A 22350-nucleotide genomic window follows, 5' to 3' on the forward strand; every position below is an offset into this window, starting at 1 on the left:
TTGCTTGGAGTGCACTCCAGGTGGATAGCGTTTCCGGTGTTCGACGAGAAGGGTGCAGCGGTGGGTGACGCGATACGGCAGGGCGCGGAGTGGGAGCAGCCTCGGTATTCGATCGGCGACGCGGCCGAGCGGTCGGGGCTGAGCCGGGACACGCTGCGGTGGTACGAACGGATCGGGTTGATGAACTACATCGGCCGCGATCACACCGGTAAGCGGCGGTTCAGCGATCGCGACCTGGACTGGCTGTCGCTGATCGGGCGGTTGCGCACCACCGGGATGTCGGTGGCGGACATGGTCCGCTACGCCGAACTGGTGCGGGCCGGGGACGCCACGCTCCCCGAGCGCCTCGACATGTTCCGCAACACCCGCGCGGAAGTGCTGGCCAAGATCGACGAACTGCAACAGACCGTGGCCGTGCTGGATTACAAGATCGCCGTCTACGAGGGCAAGACCTCGACGGTCCGGCCGGCCGCGCTCACACAGTACCGAAGCGAAGGGAAAAGGGCATGACCACACTGCCGACAACCACACTGGGCGCCAGCGGAATTCGGGTCGGTACACAGGGCCTCGGCTGCATGGGGATGAGCGAGTTCTACGGTGCGGCCGACCTCACCGAGTCGCGGGCGACGCTGGACCGGGCGCTGGAACTCGGTGTGACCCTGTTCGATACGGCCGATGCCTACGGCTCGGGGCACAACGAGGAATTCCTGAGCGAGTTCGTGCGGGCCAACCGCGACCGCGTGGTGCTCGCCACCAAGTTCGCCATCGTCCGCAAGGCGGAGGATCCGGCATATCGCGGCATCGACAACTCCCCCGCCTACATCCGCTCGGCGGTCGACGCCAGCCTGCGCAGGCTCGGCATCGACACCATCGACCTGTACTACATGCACCGGCGCGATCCCGCGGTGCCGCTGGAGGAATCCGTCGGCGCCATGGCGGAACTGGTGGCGCAGGGCAAGATTCGGGCGATCGGCCTGTCCGAGGTGACCGGCGCCGAGCTCAGGGCGGCGCACGCGGTGCATCCGATCGCGGCGCTGCAGTCCGAATGGTCGCTGTTCTCCAGGGATGTCGAGCACAGCGCGGTGCCGGTCGCGGCCGAACTCGGCGTGACATTCGTGCCGTATTCGCCGCTCGGCCGCGGCTTCCTCACCGGATCATGGTCCTCGGCATCCGAATTGACGGACAACGACTACCGGCGCAACCAACCGCGCTTCTCCGGTGACAACGCGGCGCACAACGCCGAGTTGCTCGCCCCGCTGCAGGCCATCGCCGAGGCGCACGGCGGCACGGTCGCCCAGGTCGCGCTGGCCTGGGTGCACGCACAGGCGAAACGCCATGCGCTGTCGGTTGTTCCGATTCCCGGCACGCGCCGCCGCACCAGGCTCGACGACAATGTGGCCGCGGCGACGATCGAGCTGACCACCGAGGACTTGGCGACACTCGAGCCGATCGCCGACCAGGTAGCCGGAAACCGTTACCCGGATATGTCTTTCACCTCCGTCGGCCGCGAGTAGCCGGGAACCGAACCGGCCCCCGTCTCCGGAACGGGGGCCGTGCGCTCAGTGGAATGTCCGGCCGCCCAGCGAGGCGGTGACGACCGCGGGCGGCGACCAGCTCGCCAAGAGGTTCGCCCGTTCCTGCGGTGTCAGATCCTGCCGCGCCCAGATCCGTTGCGCTCGCCTGCAGCATGCGGCAACGAACGTGGGCGCGGAGCGGTGGCGGAATTCCATGACAGTTCTCCTTCGATGAGCCTTCCATCGTCTGCCGCCGCGTCGCACAGCGCGAGATCAACGGGGCGATCTGTACGCATCTCATACGCAGGTGTAAAGAATCTGAAGGCAAGGCATTTCATCCACGAAAGTCAGGAGCACCGATGTCCACGTTGACCCTCAACGTCCGCTTCCTAGCCAAGCCCGGTCAGGAGGCCGCACTGCGCGAGGTGCTGCAGGGCCTGATCGAACCGACACTCACCGAGGCGGGCAATATCCGCTACGAGCTGTACCTGCACCCGACCGATCAGGCGCGGATGGTGCTGCTCGAGGAGTGGGTCGACGAGCAGGCGCTGGCCGACCACTTCGAGACCCCGTACCTGAAGGAAGCCGTGCCGGTGCTCCAGGAGATCCTGGCCGAGCCGTTCCAGATCCGCCGGTTCACCGAGATCGGCTGAGCCATGGAGTCACCCGCCACCGATGCCCGCGTCTGGATCGACAAGCAGACTCCCGATGTCTACCGCGCGCTGAATGCCGTGGCAGGAACGGTCCGCGCCGCGGGCGCGGCGGCGGGCCTGGATCGCAAGCTGATCGAGCTGATCAACCTGCGGGTGTCCCAGATCAACGGCTGCGCCTTCTGCCTCGACGTGCATCACCGGGCGGCGATCGCCGCGGGCGCCACCGAACGCGATATCGCCGTGCTGCCCGCGTGGCGGCGCGCCGAGCTGTATTCGGACCAGGAGCAGGCCGCGCTCGCGCTCGCCGAGGTCACCACGGCGCTGCCCGACGAGGACGCCATCGAGCGTGAGTACGCTTTCGCTCGCAAATACTTGTCGGATGATCAGATCTCGGCCGTCGTCTGGGTGGCGACCACGATCGGCGCGTTCAACCGCGTGTCGATCATGAGCAAGCACCCGGTGCGGGCGCGAAAGGAGAAGGCCATGAGCGAATCGAACCCCGAGTCCAAGGTCGCCGACAACCCGGGGCAGAACCGCTACGAGGTGTTCTACGGCGGTGAGCTGGCCGGCTTCGCCGAGTACCAGCTGCGCGAGGACGAGACGGTGTTCATCCACACCGAGATCGACGGCGCCTTCTCCGGTAAGGGCCTCGGCGGTGTGCTCGCCAAGGCGGCCATCGAGGATGCGATCGCCAAGGGCCGGGTCATCCGCCCGCTGTGCCCGTTCATCAAGGCCTACCTGGACAAGCACCCGCAGTACGACGCGCATGTCATCGGCAAGGGCATCCAGCGGTGAGCGACCTCGAGGCCGTTCCCGACGTCGCGGTCTGCGAACCGGCGCCGGGACCCGGCCCCGTCGCCGAGCTCTACCCGGCGCGCGAGGTGCCGCTCGGCGGGGTGCGCGGCGTCTTCGTGGAACGCGTACTGCCGCAACGGGATCTGCCCACCGTCGGCGCCTGGTGCTTCTTCGATCACTTCGGCTCGCCGACGGTCACCAAGACCGGCGCATCCCCCGATATCGACCCGCATCCGCATATCGGCCTGCAGACGGTGACCTGGCCGTTCGACGGCCGGATCCGCCATCGCGATTCGGTCGGTTCCGATGTCGAGATCGAGCCGGGTCAGCTGAACCTGATGACCTCGGGGCGCGGCGTCGCCCATTCGGAATACGGGGTCGCGGGCGTGCACTCGGGCCACGGGCTGCAGCTGTGGATTGCCTTGCCCGGCAACAGCACCGGAATCGACGCGCATTTCGAACAGCACCGCGAGCTGCCGATCTACCAGACGCGGGGGCTGCGCGCGATCATCCTGATCGGCTCGCTCGCCGGACTGACCTCGCCTGCCGAGGCCTATACGCCACTGGTCGGCGCGGACATCCGGATCGAGCCGGGCGCCGAGATCACGCTGCCGGTGCGGCCGGACTTCGAGCACGCGGTGATGGTGATCGAGGGCGATCTGGCCGTCGCCGGAACCGAACTCACCCCCGGACCACTGCTGTACCTCGGCACCGAGCGCGACGAGTTGCGCCTGGGCAGCTCGACCGGTGCGCATTTCGCGCTGATCGGCGGCGAGCCGTTCGGCGAGGAACTCGTGATGTGGTGGAACTTCGTGGCGCGCAGCCACGAGGAGATCGTCGCGGCCCGAAACGATTGGGAGAACCACGATCTCGACCGGTTCCCGGATATCGCGGGCCACACCCCCGATCAGCGCATCCCGGCACCACCGCTGCCCGCTCTGCACCTCAAACCGCGCAAACGCCGGATGGGCACAGCACACAGCTGATTGCAGCCCGCGGCCCGGTCTCGCTGAGCCGCAGCAGGTTATCTACGGACGCCGCGAGTCCTGTGCTGTGGCAGCGGACGAGACAGCGCCTCGGGCAGCGGTACCTGGCGAACTCAGACCACTGATCCGCGAAATGTCCTGCGGTAGTTGTTCGGTGAGGTGCCGAGCACCGAACGCATGTGCTGGCGCAGCGAATTGGCGGTGCCGAACCCCGCGCGGTGCGCGACGAGGTCGATGCTCAGATCGCTGTTCTCCAGCAGATCGCGGGCGCGCTCCAGGCGCTGGGCGGTGATCCAGCGCCCCGGCGTATCGCCGACCTCGTCGCGGAACTTCCTGGTGAAGGTGCGAACGCTCATCTTGGCGTGCGCGGCCATCTCCTCCAGCGAGGTCAGCTCGGTCAGCCGATCGAGCAGCCAAGCCCTGGTCGCGGCCGTGGAGGCCGCGGTGGGCTCGGGGACAGGGCGTTCGATGAACTGCGCTTGGCCGCCATCTCGCCACGGCGGGACCACGCACTGGCGAGCGACATGGTTGGCGATCGCGGTGCCGTGATCGCGGCGCACCAGATACAGGCAAAGATCCACGCCCGCGGCGGTTCCCGCGGAGGTGAGCACGTCGCCGTTGTCCACGAAGAGCACGTCCTCGTTCACTCGGACCCGGGGGTAGGCGCGGCGGAACTCCTCGGCGCGCTCCCAGTGCGTGGTCGCCGGTCGGTCGTCGAGCATGCCCGCGGCGGCGAGCACATAGCTGCCGGTGCAGATCGAGACCAGCCGGGCGCCCGGCCGGATCATGGCGAGCGCGGCGGCGAGCCGATCCGGCAGCGGACCGCCGAAGTGCAGGTCGCCGAGGTCCTCGGCGGGCGGGATGATCACCGTATCCGCGTGCGCCAGCGCCTCGGGACCGTGCGCGACGGCGAGCGGAATGCCCTCGTCGCTGAGTACGGGCCCGCCATCCACCGAGCACACCGTCACGTCGTACAGCGGCGCCCCGTTCTCGTCGAGGGCCTGTCCGAACACCCGCGACGGGATGCCGAGTTCGAACAGCGGGACGTGGTCGAGCGCGAGCAGCACGACACGATGCGGAACGAGGGCCATGGCCGGATTCTGTCACATATTGGCCATCCGGCCAGCACCACGAGCGGTCGTCGCGGGGCAATCTGGTCATCGCTCAGCCAGTGAGCGACGACCGGAAAGGACCGATAGATGACCACCATGCTCGCCGTCACCGTCCCCGAATGGGGCGGCCCCGAGGTGCTGACGCCCGACCGGATCGAGCGGCCGGAGCCCGGCGTCACCGAGATCCTGGTGCGGGTGCATGCGGCAGGAGTCAACCCGGTCGACTGGAAGACCCGGAACAGCGGCGGTCTGATCGCGTGGGCCGAGACACCTATCATCGGCTGGGACGTCTCCGGCACCGTCGAGGCGGTCGGGCCGGGCGTGACGCTGTTCCAGCCGGGCGACGAGGTCTTCGGCATGCCGCACTTCCCCGGCCAGGCGGGCGGGTACGCCGAATTCGTCGCCGCGCCCGCGCGGCAGTTCGTCGGCAAGCCCGCCGAGATCTCGCATATCGAGGCGGCCGCGCTGCCGCTGGCCGCGCTCACCGCGTGGCAGGGGCTCGTCGACACCGCGAAACTGCAAGCGGGGCAACGGGTGCTGATCCATGCCGCGGCGGGCGGCGTCGGCCATCTCGCGGTGCAGATCGCGAAGGCGCACGGCGCGTACGTCATCGGGACGGCGCGCGCGGACAACCACGAATTCCTGCGCGGCCTCGGCGCCGACGAGGTAATCGACTACACCACCACCGATTTCAGCGAAGCGGTGGGCGATGTCGACATCGTGCTCGACGGGATCGGCGGCGACTACGGCACCCGCTCCCTGCGCGTGCTCCGGCCCGGCGGTCACCTGGTGACGCTGCCTACGCCGGACGACGTGCCCCCGGCCGACCAGTCGGGCGATATCCACACCGGCTGGACCGTGGTCGAACCCGACCGGCACGGCCTCCTGGCGATCGCGAATCTGGTTGCGGCAGGAGAACTCCGGCCGACGATCGACACCGTACTGCCGCTCACCGACGCCGCGAAGGCACACGCCTACGGCGAAAACGGCCGCACCCGGGGAAAAATCGTTCTCCAGATCGTGTAGTCCGCCTTTACGATTCAGCCAGCGGGATGGCGCCATCCCGTCAGGATGCGGCCCGTGGCAGAGCGGCCGATTGCGCCCCGCGCACGAAGGGATAACTCGTGCGCGGGTTGACGGGCAACGAGCGCCCCTGCTCCGACCCTGTCCGTGGGTTCGAATCCCGCCGGTCACCGCATCCGACCAGGCCTACCACCCAACCACTCGACAAGAACCAAGATCGACTACTACGTTGAGTAGTAGTAAATGTATTTGGTTGATATCGAGTGTTGGGGACTGTCATGGAACGTACGCAATGCTGCATCGTCGGCGGCGGGCCCGCCGGAATGATGGCCGGGCTACTGCTGGCCAGGGCCGGGGTGCGGGTGACGGTGCTGGAGAAGCACCGCGACTTCATCAGGGATTTCCGCGGCGACACCGTCCATCCGTCGACGCTGCGACTGCTCGACGAACTCGGACTCGGCGAGCGGTTCGCCCGGCTACCGCAGCGCAGGCTGGACAAGATGCGGATGCACATCGGCGACCAGACCGTCGTCGCCGCCGATTTCGGCCGAATCCGCTTCCCGCACCGCTATATCGCGATGGTGCCGCAGTGGGATTTCCTCGACATGATCGCCGACGTGGCGACCGCCGAGCCCACCTGCACCGTGCGGATGAGCACGGAACTGACCGGGCTGCTTCGGGATTCGGGCGCAGTGTGCGGCGTCAGGTACCGCACCGCCGACGGCGCCGAGGGTGAGATCCACGCCGACCTGGTCCTGGCCTGCGACGGCCGCGACTCGGCCGCCAGGGCGGCGGCCGGACTGCGCCAGACGATGGTCGAGGTGCCGATGGATGTCTGGTCGGTGCGTATACCCGTTCCGGCGCAACGCCATAACGACGGACAGGTGTTCGCCAGATTCGGCGGCGGCCGGGCTGCGGTGACGATGGACCGCGGCGACTATTACCAGACCTCATATCTCATTCCGAAGGGCGCCGACGCGAGCCTGCGTGAACAGGACATCCAATGGCTGCGCGACCAGCTCGGCGCGCTCTTCGGTTGGGACGCAGACATTCTCGCCGAGATCCGATCCTGGGACGACGTGAAGCTGCTCGAGGTGACGATGGGCCGCCTCGACCGCTGGTACACCGAGGGCCTGCTGTGTCTCGGCGATGCCGCGCACACCATGTCGCCGGTCGGCGGAGTCGGGGTGAACCTCGCGATCCAGGACGCCGTCGCGGCGGCGCGCATACTGGCGGATCCGCTACGACGCGGACAGGTGTCGACGACCGATCTCGCCAAGGTGCAGCGCAGGCGGTCGCTGCCGACGGCGGTGACCCAGCGGTCACAGCGCGGCGAGCACGACATGCTGCTGAAACCGGCATTGGACGGCACACTCACCGCGGTGCCCGCGCCGCTGCGACTGGTCGATCGGATACCGGCGCTGGCCGGCCTCACCGCCTACCTCGGCGGCGTCGGCCTGCGCGCGGAACACGCACCGGACTTCGCGCGCAGACGGTAGTTCCCACGGGTTGACAAGATCGCGGCGGTCGACCTGCGGTGATAGCCGATACCTCCAAATCTATTGTGCGCGAAGTACTTTTGATTACAGTTTGGACACGGTATCGTCTCGGGCACACCGGCAGGGGGCGACGAAAGAAGCAGGATGAGGATTTCCCGAATCACCGCCACGGCCGTGCTGGCCCTGTGCGCCACGGCCTTCACCACCACCGTGACCCACGCGGAACCCGCGCCGCCGCCCGCGGCCACCGCGCCGTCCGCCGACCCGCTCGCGCTACGCGGCTCGTTCCACGAAATCGCCTACCAGGTCGCGCCATCCGAGGATCGGCGGTCCACGGTGACCACCATCCAGGACGGCCGCTTCGACGTCGCACGTGACGGCAAGATCGTCACGCTGACCGACCGGACAGGCCAGGTGGTCGCCGCGTTCCCGATGGCGCTGCGCATCGGCGGTCAGCGCATCGGCCTCAGTCCGGTCATCGACGAGACGGGCACCCAGCTCAGCGTCCAACCGGTGGCACGTGCGGAGGCGCCGCTGCGCGACGTCAGCGCGGAGGAACGCTTCTTCACGCAGGTCGAGCGCACCATGCCGACCATTCTGGCGGGCGCCGGCATCGGCGGCGCGATCGGCTTCCTGCTCGGCTTCCCGCTCGGGCTGTTCGTCGTCGACTTCATCACGATCCCGATCACGACGGTCATCGGCACGGCGCTCGGCGCGTTCGTCGGCCTCGCGGTCGGCGGCGGTCAGCCCGCCGTCGAGGCGGCGGTGGACTACTTCGACACCATGCCTTGATCAGGACGGCGTGACGTCCGCGGCGGCCAGGCGCTGAGTTCCGATGACGCGCAACAGATCCAGCTTCTCCGCCGCGTCCGTACCGGGGCGCGGCAGGTAGACGAGCAGGTGCTGTGCGGAGTTCGGGGTGACCAGGACTTCACAGATCGTGTCGACCACACCGACCTCGGGATGGATGATCCGCTTGGCATCCGAAACCCGCACCGCCACTTCGTGCTCGTTCCACAGCGCCTCGAATTCCGGGCTGGCGGCCCGGATCTCGGCGATGAAGCCGGTGACGTCCGCGTCGCCGGATCGGCGCGCGGCCGTCGCGCGCAGGTCGGCGACGTGCTTGCGGCCCAAGCGATCCCAGTCCTCGACGGGGAAGATCTCACGCGCCTGTGGATCGTTGAACCAGCGCCACGCATAGAACCGGTCGAGGCCGCGCCGGTTCGCATGGTCGCCGACCAGGAGGGTGTGCATCCGATTCTGGACGAGCACCTCGCCGAGATCGGTGATGACGGTGGCGGGTGTGTCGTCCAGTTTCGCCAGCAGGTGCAGCAGACCGGGCCCGACGTGCTTGTCGGGATGATCCCGGCCGGGCGCCGGATGCCCGACCAGGTGGTACAGGTGGTCGCGTTCGTCGCTGCTGAAGCGCAGCGCGCGGGCCAGCGCGGCGAGCACCTGCACGGACGGGCGCGGACCGCGCGACTGCTCCAGCCGGGTGTAGTAGTCGGTGGACATGCCGGCCAGCAGCGCGACCTCGTCGCGGCGCAGGCCCGGCGTGCGCCTGCGCACACCGGGGGCAATCCCGACGTCGGCGGGCGTCAGCTGTTCGCGCCTGCGACGCAGGAAATCGGCCAGTTCCGTACGGTCCATGTCACCACTGTCCCGCACGGTGCCGCGGTAAGCCAGGGATCGCCGATCCCCCGATAAAGGATCTCTCCCGCACCCGGTTCGACAGGGTCAGGCTGGTGCCATGACCAGTGCGAAGATCACCACAGTGCAACTCGGCAAGACCGGCCCCACCGTCAGCCGCATCGGGCTCGGCGCGATGGGTATGTCCGGCATGTACGGCGCCGCCGACGACGCCGAATCGACCGCGACCATCCACGCGGCGATCGACTCCGGCGTCAACCTGATCGACACCGGCGATTTCTACGGCGCGGGCCACAACGAGCTACTGATCGGCAAGGCCATCGCCGAGCGGGCGCGCGAGGACGTGGTGCTCAGCGTGAAGTTCGGCGCGCTACGCGGCCCCGGCGGCACCTGGGGCGGCGTCGACAACCGCCCCGAGGCGCTGCGCAACTTCCTCACCTACTCGCTGCAGCGGCTCGGCGTCGACTACCTCGACATCTACCGCCCGGCCCGGCTCGACCCGTCGGTGCCGATCGAGGACACCATCGGTGCGATGGCCGAACTCGTCGAGGCGGGCTACATCCGCCACATCGGCCTGTCCGAGGTCGGCGCGGACACCATCCGGCGGGCGGCCGCGGTGCATCCGATCGCGGATCTGCAGATCGAATACTCGCTGATCTCGCGCGGGATCGAGGCCAACATCCTGCCCGTCACCCGTGAGCTCGGCATCGGCATCACCGCATACGGCGTGCTCTCGCGCGGCCTGCTCAGCGATACCGTGCGCGGCGGTGCGACGTTCGCGCCGAACGATTTCCGCGCGCACAGCCCGCGCTTCCAGGGTGAAAACCTCAGTAAGAACCTGCAACTGGTGGAGGCGCTCGCCGAAATCGCTGCGAGCAAGGATGTTTCGGTCGCGCAACTCGCCATCGCCTGGGCGCTGACCCGCGGCGAGGACATCGTCCCGGTCATCGGCGCCCGCCGCCGCGCGCGCTGGACGGAAACCGTCGGCGCACTGGATATCCAGCTCACCGCCGACGAGCTGAGCACCATCGAGGCCGCGGTACCGGCCGATCAGGTCGCGGGCGACCGCTACGCCGCGGCCCAGATGGCGCATCTCGACAGCGAGCACTGAGCTGGTTCGGGCGCGGCACCGATTCAGGCGCGGCGTGGTCGCATCACCGCGGTGAATGCCGCGGTGGCGACCAGCTTTTCCGCGCTGTCGGTGATGCGCACCGGCACCTCCAGCTCGATCGGGGTGCGCGCCGCGATATCGGCGCGCACCCGGTCGATGGTGTCGGCGGACAGTTCGGAGGTGGCCAGGAAGGGCCCGGCCGTCCCCTTGGCCCGTGCGCGATATTCGATGCGCCCGTCCTTGGCCACGATGAACGTCTCGGCCATCAGGTCGACGATGCCGGAGATCGAGGTGCCCATGGCCGCGGTTTCCGCGAGCCCGAACAACACAGCGGCGTGCAGGTCGCCGTTGTGGTTGAGATGTTCGGGCCGCGGCGCGATCCGCACCAGGTTGTAGCCCGCGCGGAATTCGACCCCCTCGATGCCGGTGTACTGGATGAACCCCAGCTTCTGAAAACCGGCCATCACCAACTCGCCCATGGTGGCGTTGTCCATCGCATCTCCCGCACTACCGAACTGAAACGTGTTCTATTTTCATACCCGAGGCACGCGAACGTTGTCCACCGAGCGGGAGTTTCGGTGAGCTAGTCGAAGGCCGACGGGTTGATGGCGGAGACGATCAGCATGACCACGACGAACACCGCGATCAAACCGTCGCACACCGTGGCCGCGATCGCCCACATCTTCGCCTTCTTCGAGGCGGCCTCCGCCCCATAGGCATCGCCCATCTGCCATTTGCTCGACACCTGATTGCCGTAGACGATCGCGACGATGCCGAAAGCCAAACCGAATGTGCAGCCGATGGCGCCGATCACCGTCACGATGATCGACCACGCCAGGTACTTGGGCGGCATGGCGGCCGGATCAAGCGGCGGCCCGTACGGTGCGTACGGAACATATCCATAGCCCTGCGGCGGGTAAGGACTGTACGGATAACCGTATGGATTCTGAAGTGGCTGGCCGCCGCTCGGCTGATCCTGATAGCCGTGCGGATTCCCATAGGCCGGAACACCATTCGGCTGATCCTGAGGGCCCGCGGCCCGTGCGTCACCCGATTTGGCGAGCCAGTCGGGCGAATCCCCCGATGTCATCGAAACTCTCCTCCCGGAGGACGCCCGAGCGCCCTCCGCCGAGGAACTTACCCGTCGAACGAATCCACCACGACTACCACCGGAATCGTGTCATTCCCGCCGATAGGTCCGAGGCAGCTCATAGCCGTACTCCTCGAGAATCGTGCGCAGCAGATCCGGCCGATTGGTGATCATGCCGTCGACGCCGAGGTCGAGCAGCGACGTCATGGTCGCTCGGTCGTCGACGGTCCACGGTATGACGAGCATTCCGTTCCGGTGCGCGGCCGTAACCAACTCGGCGGTCGTAAAGGCCTGGTAGCCGGGGTCGTCGACGTGGCCGTTCTGCGGGTCACCGTGCACCGGGGACACCGCGTCCGCGCCGATGGAGGCCGCCGCTGCCACGTACTTCTCCTGCAGTGAGCCGGGGAAATCGTCGATGTCGAGTCCGCCGAGCCACGGCGACGCACCCGGCTGGCCCGCCTGGAGGAACTGCTGCCCGTTGGTCAGCGCGACGATCGGCAATTCGGGCGCCACCGCACGCATCCGCATCAGTGCACCCCAGTCGAAACTCTGGATGGTGACCTGACTTTGCCGATGCGCCCGCCGCACCTCCGCCGCGACCACCTGGACAAACTGCTCCCTCGGCGCGGTCTGCTCCGGTGCGCCCGCCTCCACCTTGGTCTCGATATTCAGCTTCACCTGGTCGGCGTGATAGGCGGTCAGCAGGTCGAAAACCTCGGCCAGCAACGGCATTCGCTGCCCCGGCACCGTGCGCTGTTCCGGAAAATCCGCCGATCGCAGTGTGCCGCAGTCGATCGTGCGCACCTGTGCGAGCGTCAGGTCCCGGATGTATTTCGTGCCAGGAACATACGGAAACTGCGGGTCACCCGGAAACGCGGGAACGGTGTCCACGCATTTCTGCGGGCTCGGATCGCGATCGTGGGTGACCACCGCGTAACCGTCGGCGGTGATCTGCACATCCAGCTCGAGCGTGCTCACCCCGAGTTCGAGCGCATTGGCGAACGCCGCCAAGGTGTTCTCCACTACCAGCGCGATGCCGCCGCGATGGGCCTGCAGGTCGAACGCGCGCCCCGGTTCCCTCGCTCCGGCCACGGCGCTGGTCACCCACCCGGCCGCAAGCAATCCGACGATTCCTGCCGCGAACGCTCGACGCACCCATCCATCGTCCCCCATCCGCACGGGTTCCGCGCGCGAGCCGCCGCCTTCGCCGGTGCGAATCATGCTTGCGAAGACGGCGATTCGCGTGCGATCAGGCGAGACCGCCCGGCTTGGCGAGCAGGTCGCGCAGGGCGGTGTCGATGAAGCGGGTGTCTTCGGGGTTGCTGCCATGCCCGGCGAAATGGCCCCAGATTCCCGGGATTACGCGCAGTTCGGCATTCGGGATGTGGCCGACGGCCCATTCCTCGTCTTCCGGCGGGAAATACAGGTCCTTGACGGCGGGCATGACCAGGGCGGTGGCCTTGATCGAGGCCAGCGCGGCTTCGGTGTCACCGTCGAAACCCGGTGTCCGCCCGACGTCCCCGTTCTGCCAGGTCCAGAGCATGGCGAGCAGGTTGTTCGGGTCGCGGTTGTCGAGGAAGAAGCCTTCCCAGAAGCCGATGAGGAAGTCCTCCAGCGAGGTGTAGCCGAGCTTCTCGTACTCCTTCTCCCAGTAGAAGGCCTGCGAGAAACCCCAACCGGCGTAAACCCTTGCCAGCGCGCGCAATCCGGTGGTCGGCCACACGTCGCCGTACCAGCCGCCCGCGAAGACCGCGTCGGCGGTGAGCGCCGACTTCACACCCTCCAGAAAGACTTTGTTGTGCAGGCTCGTTCGCGCCGAACCACAGAACGGGGCGATCCGCTCGACCATCTCCGGATAGCTCACCGCCCACTGGTAGGTCTGCCCCGCGCCCATCGACCATCCGGTCACCAGCGCGAGCCGCTCGATCCCGAATTGCTCTGTCACCAGCCGATATTGCGCGGCCACCTGGTCGTAGACCGTGATGTGCGGGAACCGCGCCCGGTCGTAGGGCTGCGGCGTATTACTGGGTGAGCTGGACAGTCCGTTGCCGAGCATATTCGGCACGATGATGAAGTACTCGGCCGGATCCAGCGCCATCCCCGGTCCGATGAGCCACTCGTTGTCCCAGTGCCGCCCGGAATACCAGGTCGGATAGACAACGGCATTGCTCTTGTCGGCATTGAGCTCACCATAGGTGGTGTAGGCCAAGAAGGCCCCGCGCAGTGTGGCGCCGTGCTGAGTGGTGAAATCACCGAGATCGAAGACCTGGTGCTCGGTCATGAAACAACCTGCTTTCCAACAGTGGAACAGCATCCGGGCACCCCGGCCTGCGCACCACCGACACCCGAACACCTTCAAACGAAAATATTGTGCCAGGAAGTATTGCCCATGGAAGCAGGTTTCGCACGGATCCCTGCCATATCCCCACCGCCGTCCACGCTCCAGCGATCGGCGTGCCCCGCTCCTAGAGCGCGTCAACCACGATGACCTGCACTATCACTTGAATCAGTAGCGGGCCGGTTTCGATGAGATTGTAGAAGATGGTTACGCCACCGAGATCCCACTCGTAGGCGTCAGGGATCTCGTCACCTCCGGCCCGAAATGGGATGGCGCCCTTCGCGAGGGGCAATGGATCGTCGAGCAGGTCGAGTAGCGCGAGCCGGACTTTGATGCGAAGCAGCTCGGGGAGTTCATAGATTGCTGCTCGGCCCGTGGGTTGACCTCGATGAGAACCCTACGGCCGATCAAATATGTCTTCTTGCTGCAAGTCTTCACGAGTCAAAGTGCGGAAAGCCTCGGGCTTGGTGGCGTAGTACGCCATACCCTCGCGAAGTTGCGCGGCGATGTGGTCGCGGCCGCGCGGCTCACGGAGCCGACGCAGCTCCTCTCGGGCCGCCTTGAGCTGCTGGTACTCCCGCAAAGAGACAATGACCTCGACCTCACCGTCGGGACCCGTGATCACACGGTGTGGGTCACCGGATGGTAGAGGGCTCACAGAGGACATTGCCCCATGATAGGCGATCATACGCACGATAGGCCGTGACGGCAGGGACTGACGACGATGCTCGAGCGGTGGGCCCGTTCGAGCTCGGATACGCAAACGGCCCCCGTTCCGAGGTGGAACGGGGGCCGGATGTTATTGCCTACCTACAGATCAGCGGTAGTCGCTGAAACCGTAGTCGTCCAGCGGAACCGCGGCACCGGTGGTCTGGCCGAAGCTGTCCGGGCTGTAGTAGGTGTCGTCGTAGGACGGCACCGCGTACGCGGCGGCACGGGCTTCTTCGGTCGGCTGCACCTGGATGTTGCGGTAGCGGTTGATACCGGTACCGGCCGGGATCAGCTTACCGATGATCACGTTCTCCTTGAGGCCGATGAGCTTGTCCGAGCGGCAGTTGATCGCCGCATCGGTCAGGACTCGGGTGGTCTCCTGGAAGGACGCCGCCGACAGCCACGAATCGGTGGCCAGCGACGCCTTGGTGATACCCATCAGCACCGGGCGACCCGACGCGGGCTCGCCACCCTCGGCGACCACGCGGCGGTTGGCGGCTTCGAACTCGGCACGCTCGGTGAGCGAGCCGGGCAGGAACTCCGTCGCACCCGAATCGATGATCGTCACGCGACGCAGCATCTGGCGCACGATGACCTCGATGTGCTTGTCGTGGATCGACACACCCTGCGAGCGGTAGACCTCCTGGACCTCGTGGACCAGGTGGACCTGCACCTGACGGGGGCCCATCACGCGCAGCACCTCGTGCGGATCCGCCGCGCCTTCCAGCAGCTGCTGGCCGACCTCGACGTGATCGCCATCGGCGAGCAGGCGCTCGGTGCCGTCGTCGTGCTTGAACACACGCAGCCGCTGACGCTTCGAGAGCTTGTCGTAGACAACCTCTTCGCCACCGTCATCCGGGATGATGGTGATCTTGTAGAAGCGATCGTCGTCTTCCATCCGCACGCGGCCGGAGACCTCGGCGATCGGCGCCTTGCCCTTGGGCACACGAGCCTCGAAGAGCTCCTGCACGCGGGGCAGACCGCCGGTGATGTCGTCACCCGCGACACCACCCTGGTGGAAGGTACGCATGGTCAGCTGGGTACCCGGCTCACCGATGGACTGCGCGGCGACAATACCGACGGCCTCACCGATGTCGACCAGCTTGCCGGTCGCCATGGAGCGGCCGTAGCAGGTCGCGCACACGCCGGTGCCGGTGGTGCAGGTCAGCACGGAGCGGACCTTCACCTCGGTGATGCCCGCGTCGAGCAGCGCCTCGAGGGCCGGGTCGCCGAGGTCGGCGCCCTTCGCCACGACGACATTGCCCTTGGCGTCCAGCGCATCGGTGGCCAGCGTCCGTGCGTAGGTGGAGGTTTCCACGTGCGCGTCCCGGATGAGCGAACCATCGAGCTGCTTCTCCGCGATCGGCACCACGATGCCGCGCTCGGTGCCACAGTCGTGCTCGCGCACGATGACGTCCTGCGAGACGTCCACCAGACGACGGGTCAGGTAACCCGAGTCGGCGGTACGAAGCGCGGTGTCGGCCAGACCCTTACGGGCACCGTGGGTGTTGATGAAGTACTCGAGAACGGTCAGGCCCTCACGGAACGAGGACTTGATCGGCCGCGGGATGAACTCACCCTTCGGGTTGGTAACCAGGCCCTTCATACCGGCGAGGGTACGAGTCTGGGTGAAGTTACCGGTCGCGCCCGACTCGACGATCGTGATGATCGGGTTGTCCGGCGGGTAGTGCGCCCGCAGCGCGGTACCGACCTCTTCGGTCGCTTCCTGCCAGATCTTGACCAGGGCGTTGTTGCGCTCCTGGTGATCGAGCGCACCACGCTGGTACTTCTTCTCGATCTGATCGGCCTGCGCCTCGTAGCGCTCCATGATCTCGGCCTTCTCCGGCGGAACGAGAACGTCCGACATGGAGACGGTGACACCGGAGCGGGTGGCCCAGTAGAAGCCCGCGTCCTTCAGCTTGTCGACGGTCTGCGCGACCACGATCATCGGGTAGCGCTCGGCCAGATCATTGATGATCGTCGCCTGACGCTTCTTCGGCATCTGCTCGTTGATGAACGCGTAGTCCGCGGGCAGCAGCTCGTTGAAGAGCACACGGCCCAGAGTGGTTTCGGCGATCCACGCGTCACCGCGCTGCCAGCCCTCCGGGAACAGCTCCGCCTCGATCTCGCGGGGCGGACGCTGATGGGTGAGCCGCACCCGGATGAGCGAACGTACGGTCAGCTCATCACGGTCGACCGCCATCTGCGCCTCGGCGGGCGAGGAGTACACGCCGAATTCGGCGGAATCCTTTGTGGCCGCCCGGTACTCGCCCTTCGCGCCCTCTGCGAGGCGGGTCAGGTAGTACAGGCCGGTCACCATGTCCAGACGCGGCATCGCGAGCGGACGACCCGAGGCGGGCGACAGGATGTTGTTCGAGGACAGCATCAGGATGCGGGCCTCGGCCTGCGCCTCCGCGGACAGCGGAAGGTGCACGGCCATCTGGTCACCGTCGAAGTCGGCGTTGAACGCTTCACAGACGAGCGGGTGCAGCTGGATCGCCTTACCCTCGACGAGCTGCGGCTCGAACGCCTGGATGCCGAGGCGGTGCAGGGTGGGCGCGCGGTTCAGCAGCACCGGGTGCTCGGCGATGACCTCTTCGAGGACATCCCACACCTGGGGACGCTGACGCTCGACCATCCGCTTGGCGGACTTGATGTTCTGCGCGTGGTTCAGGTCGACCAGGCGCTTCATCACGAACGGCTTGAACAGCTCGAGCGCCATCAGCTTGGGCAGACCACACTGATGCAGCTTCAGCTGCGGACCGACGACGATGACCGAACGGCCGGAGTAGTCGACACGCTTACCGAGCAGGTTCTGCCGGAAACGACCCTGCTTGCCCTTGAGCAGATCGCTCAGGGACTTCAGCGGGCGGTTACCCGGTCCGGTGACCGGGCGGCCGCGGCGGCCGTTGTCGAACAGCGCGTCGACGGACTCCTGCAGCATCCGCTTCTCGTTGTTGACGATGATCTCGGGCGCACCGAGATCGATCAGTCGCTTGAGGCGGTTGTTGCGGTTGATCACGCGGCGGTACAGGTCGTTCAGGTCGGAGGTGGCGAAGCGGCCACCGTCGAGCTGAACCATCGGGCGCAGCTCCGGCGGGATCACCGGAACGGCGTCGAGCACCATGCCCATGGGCGAGTTGCCGTTGGCCTGGAAGGCCGCGACGACCTTGAGCCGCTTGAGCGCGCGCAGCTTCTTCTGGCCCTTGCCCGAGCGAATGGTCTCGCGCAGGTTCTCGGCCTCGGCGTCGATGTCGAAGTTCTCCATCAGCTTCTGGATGGACTCCGCACCCATGGCGCCGGTGAAGTACTCGCCGTAGCGGTCGATCAGCTCGCGGTAGAGCACCTCATCGACGATGAGCTGCTTGACCGACAGCTTGGTGAAGGTGGTCCAGATCTCGTCGAGACGATCCAGTTCGCGCTGGGCCCGGTCGCGCAGCTGACGCATTTCGCGCTCGCCGCCGTCCTTGACCTTGCGGCGCACGTCGGACTTGGCACCCTCGGCCTCGAGCTCGGCCAGGTCGGCCTCGAGCTTCTGGGCGCGGGACTCCAGGTCGGCGTCGCGCTGGTCGGCGACCGCCTTCTTCTCGACCTCCATCTCGGCCTCGAGGGTGCTGAGCTCGTTGTGGCGCAGCTCCTCGTCGACACCGACGATGACGTAGGCGGCGAAGTAGATGATCTTTTCCAGATCCTTCGGCGCCAGGTCGAGCAGGTACCCGAGGCGCGAAGGCACGCCCTTGAAGTACCAGATGTGGGTAACCGGAGCGGCCAGCTCGATGTGGCCCATCCGCTCACGACGCACCTTGGCGCGAGTCACCTCGACGCCACAGCGCTCACAGATGATGCCCTTGAAGCGGACACGCTTGTACTTACCGCAGTAGCACTCCCAGTCCCGGGTGGGACCGAAGATCTTCTCGCAGAACAGGCCGTCCTTCTCCGGCTTGAGCGTGCGGTAGTTGATGGTCTCCGGCTTCTTCACCTCGCCGAAGGACCACTGGCGGATGTCGTCGGCGGTGGCAAGGCCGATCCGGAGTTCATCGAAGAAGTTGACGTCTAGCACGTAACTTCCTTTCCCCTGTGCGGGTCGAGTTCGAGCAAAAGTTCACTAGTGGGTAAAACGCGGGGCCGAATGCCGTTGGCGTTCAAGCGAATGCGCAACGACATCCGGCCGACCGCCTAGTTCGCCAAATCGTCGACGGTGGCTGCTTCGTTCCTGGACAGGTTGATGCCCAGGTTCGCCGCAGCGCGCTCCAGGTCCTCGTCGTCGCCATCGCGCATCTCGATCGCGGCGCCGTCGGACGACAGCACCTCGACGTTGAGGCACAGCGACTGGAGTTCCTTGAGGAGCACCTTGAACGACTCCGGAATGCCCGGCTCCGGAATGTTCTCGCCCTTCACGATCGCCTCGTAGACCTTCACACGGCCAACGACGTCGTCGGACTTGATGGTGAGCAGTTCCTGCAGCGTGTATGCCGCGCCGTAGGCCTGCATCGCCCAGCACTCCATTTCACCGAAGCGCTGGCCACCGAACTGTGCCTTACCACCGAGCGGCTGCTGGGTGATCATCGAGTACGGACCGGTCGAACGGGCGTGGATCTTGTCGTCGACCAGGTGGTGCAGCTTCAGGATGTACATGTAGCCGACCGCGACCGGGTACGGGAACGGTTCGCCGGAACGGCCGTCGAACAGGGTCGACTTGCCGTTCTCGTCGACCATCCGGTCGCCGTCGCGGTTGGGCAGGGTCGAGGCGAGCAGACCGGTCAGCTCCTCCTCGCGCGCGCCGTCGAACACCGGGGTGGCGATGTTGGAGTCGGCCGGAGCCGCCAGCATCTCCTCCGGCAGTGCCTTGGCCCAGTCCGGACGGGTGCCGTCCGCACCGACGCCGACATCCCAGCCCGCCTTGCCGATCCACCCCAGGTGGGTCTCCAAGATCTGGCCGATGTTCATACGACGCGGCACACCATGGGTGTTCAGGATGATGTCGACCGGCGTGCCATCGGGCATGAACGGCATATCCTCGGTCGGGAGGATCTTGCCGATAACACCCTTGTTACCGTGCCGACCGGCGAGCTTGTCACCGTCCTGGATCTTGCGCTTCTGCGCCACATACACGCGCACCAGCTCATTGACACCCGGCGGCAGATCGTCCTCGTCCTCACGCGAGAACACCCGAATACCGATGACCTTGCCCGACTCACCGTGCGGCACCTTCAGCGACGTATCACGCACCTCACGCGCCTTCTCACCGAAGATCGCCCGCAGCAACCGCTCCTCCGGGGTCAGCTCGGTCTCACCCTTCGGGGTGACCTTGCCGACCAGGATGTCACCGTCACGAACCTCGGCACCGATACGGATGATGCCGCGCTCGTCCAGATCCGCCAGCACCTCATCGGAGACATTCGGAATATCCCGGGTGATCTCCTCGGCACCGAGCTTGGTATCACGCGCATCGATCTCGTGCTCCTCGATATGAATCGAGGTCAGCACATCCTCTTCCACGAGACGCTGCGACAGGATGATCGCGTCCTCGTAGTTGTGCCCCTCCCACGGCATGATCGCCACGAGCAGGTTCTTACCCAGCGCCATCTCACCGTTCTCGGTGCACGGACCGTCGGCGAGCACGTGGCCCTTCTCGACCCGCTGGCCCTCGTCGACGATGGGACGCTGGTTCGCGCAGGTGCCCTGGTTGGAGCGGGCGAACTTGCGCATCCGGTAGCTCTTGCGGGTGCCGTCGTCGGCCATGACGGTGATGTAGTCGGCGGAGACCTCCTCGACGACACCGGCCTTCTCGTTGACGACGACATCGCCCGCGTCGACCGCGGCACGCAGCTCCATACCGGTGCCGACCAGCGGCGACTCGGAACGGATCAGCGGAACGGCCTGACGCTGCATGTTCGCACCCATCAGGGCGCGGTTGGCATCGTCGTGCTCGAGGAACGGAATCATCGCGGTCGCCACCGAAACCATCTGGCGCGGCGAGACGTCCATGTAGTCGACCTCGGAGGCCGAGACGAACTCGACCTCTTCACCGGCGCGGCGCACGAGGATCTTCTCCTCGAGGAAGCGGCCCTCGGCGTCGACCGGCGAGTTGGCCTGCGCACGAATGTGGCGGTCCTCCTCGTCGGCGGTCAGGTACTTGACCTCGTCGGTCACCCGGCCGTCGACGACCTTGCGGTACGGGGTCTCGATGAAACCGAACGGGTTGACCCGCGCGTACACCGACAGCGAACCGATCAGGCCGATGTTCGGGCCTTCCGGGGTCTCGATCGGGCACATACGGCCGTAGTGCGAGGAGTGGACGTCGCGGACTTCCAGGCCGGCGCGCTCACGGGACAGACCACCCGGGCCGAGCGCCGACAGGCGACGCTTGTGGGTCAGGCCCGACAGCGGGTTGTTCTGGTCCATGAACTGCGACAGCTGGGAGGTTCCGAAGAACTCCTTGATCGCTGCGACCACGGGACGGATGTTGATCAGGGTCTGCGGCGTGATCGCCTCGACGTCCTGGGTGGTCATCCGCTCGCGGACCACGCGCTCCATGCGGGACAGGCCGACCCGGATCTGGTTCTGGATCAGCTCGCCGACGGTGCGCAGGCGGCGGTTGCCGAAGTGGTCGATGTCGTCGACCTCGACCGGCACCTCGGCGCCACCCGGCGCGGTCATGTTGCGGTCACCCGCGTGCAGGCGCACCAGGTACTCGATGGTGGTGACGATGTCTTCCTTCGTCAGCACCGAACCGATGACCTGCTCACCCAGGTGGATGCCCAGCTTCTTGTTGATCTTGTAGCGACCGACGCGCGCGAGGTCGTAGCGCTTCTCCTTGAAGAACAGGTTCTCCAGCAGAGTCTGCGCGGACTCCTTGGTCGGCGGCTCGCCCGGACGCAGCTTGCGGTAGATGTCCAGCAGCGCCTCGTCCTGACCGGCGGTGTTGTCCTTCTCCAGGGTCGACATCATGATCTCGGAGAAGCCGAAGCGCTCGACGATCTCCTCGGTGGTCCAACCCAGCGCTTTCAGCAGCACGGTGACCGGCTGGCGGCGCTTGCGGTCGATACGCACACCGACGGTGTCGCGCTTGTCGACGTCGAACTCGAGCCACGCGCCACGCGACGGAATGACACGCACGCTGTGCAGGTCCTTCTCGGTCGCCTTGTCGACGCTGTGATCGAAATACACACCCGGCGAACGCACCAGCTGCGAAACGACCACACGCTCGGTGCCGTTGATGATGAACGTGCCCTTGTCGGTCATCATCGGGAAATCACCCATGAAGACCGTCTGGCTCTTGATCTCACCGGTGTTGTTGTTGATGAACTCAGCGGTGACGAACAGCGGCGCCGCGTAGGTCATGTCCTTGTCTTTGCACTCGTCGATCGAGGCCTTGACCTCTTCGAACCGAGGATCCGAGAAAGACAGGGACATGGAGCCGGAGAAGTCCTCGATCGGCGAGAGCTCCTCGAGCACCTCCTCGAGGCCACCGACTAGCCCGACGTCGCCGCGAGCCGCGGCTTTTTCACGCCATTCCGCTGAACCGATCAGCCACGAAAAAGAGTCCGTCTGTAGATCGAGAAGTCCGGGCACCTCCAAGGGTTCACGGATCTTCGCGAAAGACACCCGCAACGGGGCTCCGGGGATTCCGGCAACTGCCTTGGTCTGGGTGGAGACTGCCAAGATGCGTCCTTCCAGCACCTCACGCGCGTCGCGTGGTGGTCCGCGACCGTCGCTTGCTTCTGCTACGAATTCCGCTGGTTACAACCCGAACGAAACCCGAACAGGCAACAACGGAAGTAACACCGGAAGGGTGGAACTTACGTGTGCGAATCGAGGTATGGACAGGAGGCAGCCAGCGCAACGTCCAAACTTACACCCAACTA

General features: G+C 66.3%; 19 protein-coding genes and 1 pseudogene. 10 read left to right on the plus strand and 10 right to left on the minus strand.

All coding sequences use genetic code 11. The annotated features are described in order from the left end of the window. Nucleotides 1-36 precede the first annotated feature (36 nt). On the plus strand, nucleotides 37-510 hold the full coding sequence (locus ACIG5A_RS39315) for a MerR family transcriptional regulator (protein WP_397249822.1): 474 nt from the start codon (nucleotides 37-39) through the stop codon (nucleotides 508-510). After that, complete coding sequence (locus tag ACIG5A_RS39320) at nucleotides 507-1514, plus strand: aldo/keto reductase (protein ID WP_397249824.1); 1008 nt, start codon at nucleotides 507-509, stop codon at nucleotides 1512-1514. The genes ACIG5A_RS39315 and ACIG5A_RS39320 overlap by 4 nt, the downstream gene beginning before the upstream one ends. A gap of 45 nt (nucleotides 1515-1559) precedes the next feature. Here the strand turns inward: ACIG5A_RS39320 and ACIG5A_RS39325 are convergent, their stop codons facing one another. Continuing rightward, on the minus strand, nucleotides 1560-1730 hold the full coding sequence (locus ACIG5A_RS39325; RefSeq protein WP_397250362.1) for a hypothetical protein: 171 nt from the start codon (nucleotides 1728-1730) through the stop codon (nucleotides 1560-1562). Between the two features lie 143 nt (nucleotides 1731-1873). Between ACIG5A_RS39325 and ACIG5A_RS39330 the strand changes: the two genes are divergently transcribed. The 4 genes and pseudogenes from ACIG5A_RS39330 to ACIG5A_RS39345 all read left to right on the plus strand — a co-directional run bounded on the left by ACIG5A_RS39330 (nucleotide 1874) and on the right by ACIG5A_RS39345 (nucleotide 3948). Then, a complete protein-coding gene (locus tag ACIG5A_RS39330) occupies nucleotides 1874-2167 on the plus strand; it encodes a putative quinol monooxygenase (protein WP_397249826.1) in 294 nt (97 codons plus the stop codon). 3 nt (nucleotides 2168-2170) lie between these two features. Then, nucleotides 2171-2638: pseudogene (locus ACIG5A_RS39335) on the plus strand (carboxymuconolactone decarboxylase family protein); the annotation flags it as partial. Between the two features lie 12 nt (nucleotides 2639-2650). After that, nucleotides 2651-2962 carry a GNAT family N-acetyltransferase gene (locus tag ACIG5A_RS39340; protein ID WP_397250321.1) on the plus strand — a complete coding sequence of 104 codons (312 nt, stop codon included), beginning with the start codon at nucleotides 2651-2653 and terminating at the stop codon, nucleotides 2960-2962. Then, entirely contained in the window at nucleotides 2959-3948 is a 990-nt protein-coding gene (locus ACIG5A_RS39345) for a pirin family protein (protein ID WP_397249828.1), read from the plus strand. Before ACIG5A_RS39340 ends, ACIG5A_RS39345 begins: the two co-directional genes overlap by 4 nt. 113 nt (nucleotides 3949-4061) lie before the next feature. Here the strand turns inward: ACIG5A_RS39345 and ACIG5A_RS39350 are convergent, their stop codons facing one another. Beyond that, nucleotides 4062-5039 carry a GlxA family transcriptional regulator gene (locus ACIG5A_RS39350; protein WP_397249830.1) on the minus strand — a complete coding sequence of 326 codons (978 nt, stop codon included), beginning with the start codon at nucleotides 5037-5039 and terminating at the stop codon, nucleotides 4062-4064. Nucleotides 5040-5147: 108 nt separating this feature from the next. On the opposite strand from ACIG5A_RS39350, the gene ACIG5A_RS39355 reads away from it, so the two are divergent. From ACIG5A_RS39355 to ACIG5A_RS39365, 3 genes are all read left to right on the plus strand, one after another. Then, nucleotides 5148-6086: an NADP-dependent oxidoreductase gene (locus tag ACIG5A_RS39355; protein ID WP_397249832.1), complete on the plus strand. Its 939-nt coding sequence runs from the start codon at nucleotides 5148-5150 to the stop codon at nucleotides 6084-6086. Between the two features lie 275 nt (nucleotides 6087-6361). Then, nucleotides 6362-7582 (plus strand): FAD-dependent oxidoreductase, encoded by a 1221-nt coding sequence (locus ACIG5A_RS39360; RefSeq protein WP_397249834.1) that lies wholly within the window; start codon nucleotides 6362-6364, stop codon nucleotides 7580-7582. A gap of 144 nt (nucleotides 7583-7726) precedes the next feature. Continuing rightward, nucleotides 7727-8374, plus strand: coding sequence for a hypothetical protein (locus ACIG5A_RS39365; RefSeq protein ID WP_397249836.1), 648 nt, complete (start codon nucleotides 7727-7729; stop codon nucleotides 8372-8374). Here ACIG5A_RS39365 and ACIG5A_RS39370 read toward each other — a convergent pair whose 3' ends face one another. After that, complete coding sequence (locus tag ACIG5A_RS39370; protein ID WP_397249838.1) at nucleotides 8375-9232, minus strand: helix-turn-helix transcriptional regulator; 858 nt, start codon at nucleotides 9230-9232, stop codon at nucleotides 8375-8377. It lies immediately after the preceding gene. A 100-nt stretch (nucleotides 9233-9332) separates the two neighbouring features. On the opposite strand from ACIG5A_RS39370, the gene ACIG5A_RS39375 reads away from it, so the two are divergent. Then, on the plus strand, nucleotides 9333-10343 hold the full coding sequence (locus ACIG5A_RS39375) for an aldo/keto reductase (RefSeq protein WP_397249840.1): 1011 nt from the start codon (nucleotides 9333-9335) through the stop codon (nucleotides 10341-10343). A gap of 23 nt (nucleotides 10344-10366) precedes the next feature. Here the strand turns inward: ACIG5A_RS39375 and ACIG5A_RS39380 are convergent, their stop codons facing one another. The 7 genes from ACIG5A_RS39380 to ACIG5A_RS39410 form a co-directional block, all read right to left on the minus strand. Beyond that, nucleotides 10367-10837 (minus strand): PaaI family thioesterase, encoded by a 471-nt coding sequence (locus ACIG5A_RS39380; RefSeq protein ID WP_397249842.1) that lies wholly within the window; start codon nucleotides 10835-10837, stop codon nucleotides 10367-10369. Nucleotides 10838-10926: 89 nt separating this feature from the next. Further along, nucleotides 10927-11433 (minus strand): CD225/dispanin family protein, encoded by a 507-nt coding sequence (locus ACIG5A_RS39385; RefSeq protein WP_397249844.1) that lies wholly within the window; start codon nucleotides 11431-11433, stop codon nucleotides 10927-10929. Between the two features lie 90 nt (nucleotides 11434-11523). Continuing rightward, a complete protein-coding gene (locus ACIG5A_RS39390) occupies nucleotides 11524-12588 on the minus strand; it encodes a glycerophosphodiester phosphodiesterase family protein (protein ID WP_397249847.1) in 1065 nt (354 codons plus the stop codon). A gap of 94 nt (nucleotides 12589-12682) precedes the next feature. Beyond that, nucleotides 12683-13714, minus strand: coding sequence for an alpha/beta fold hydrolase (locus ACIG5A_RS39395; protein ID WP_397249849.1), 1032 nt, complete (start codon nucleotides 13712-13714; stop codon nucleotides 12683-12685). A 454-nt stretch (nucleotides 13715-14168) separates the two neighbouring features. Then, the gene (locus ACIG5A_RS39400) at nucleotides 14169-14396 is read right to left on the minus strand and encodes a hypothetical protein (RefSeq protein ID WP_397249851.1); all 228 of its coding nucleotides are present in this window, start codon (nucleotides 14394-14396) and stop codon (nucleotides 14169-14171) included. A gap of 192 nt (nucleotides 14397-14588) precedes the next feature. Next, a complete protein-coding gene (locus ACIG5A_RS39405; protein ID WP_397249853.1) occupies nucleotides 14589-18542 on the minus strand; it encodes a DNA-directed RNA polymerase subunit beta' in 3954 nt (1317 codons plus the stop codon). Between the two features lie 116 nt (nucleotides 18543-18658). Continuing rightward, nucleotides 18659-22165 (minus strand): DNA-directed RNA polymerase subunit beta, encoded by a 3507-nt coding sequence (locus ACIG5A_RS39410; protein WP_397249855.1) that lies wholly within the window; start codon nucleotides 22163-22165, stop codon nucleotides 18659-18661. Between the last annotated feature and the right edge of the window lie 185 nt (nucleotides 22166-22350).

This window comes from Nocardia sp. NPDC052566 (assembly GCF_044547285.1).
In the GTDB taxonomy this organism is placed as follows: domain Bacteria; phylum Actinomycetota; class Actinomycetes; order Mycobacteriales; family Mycobacteriaceae; genus Nocardia.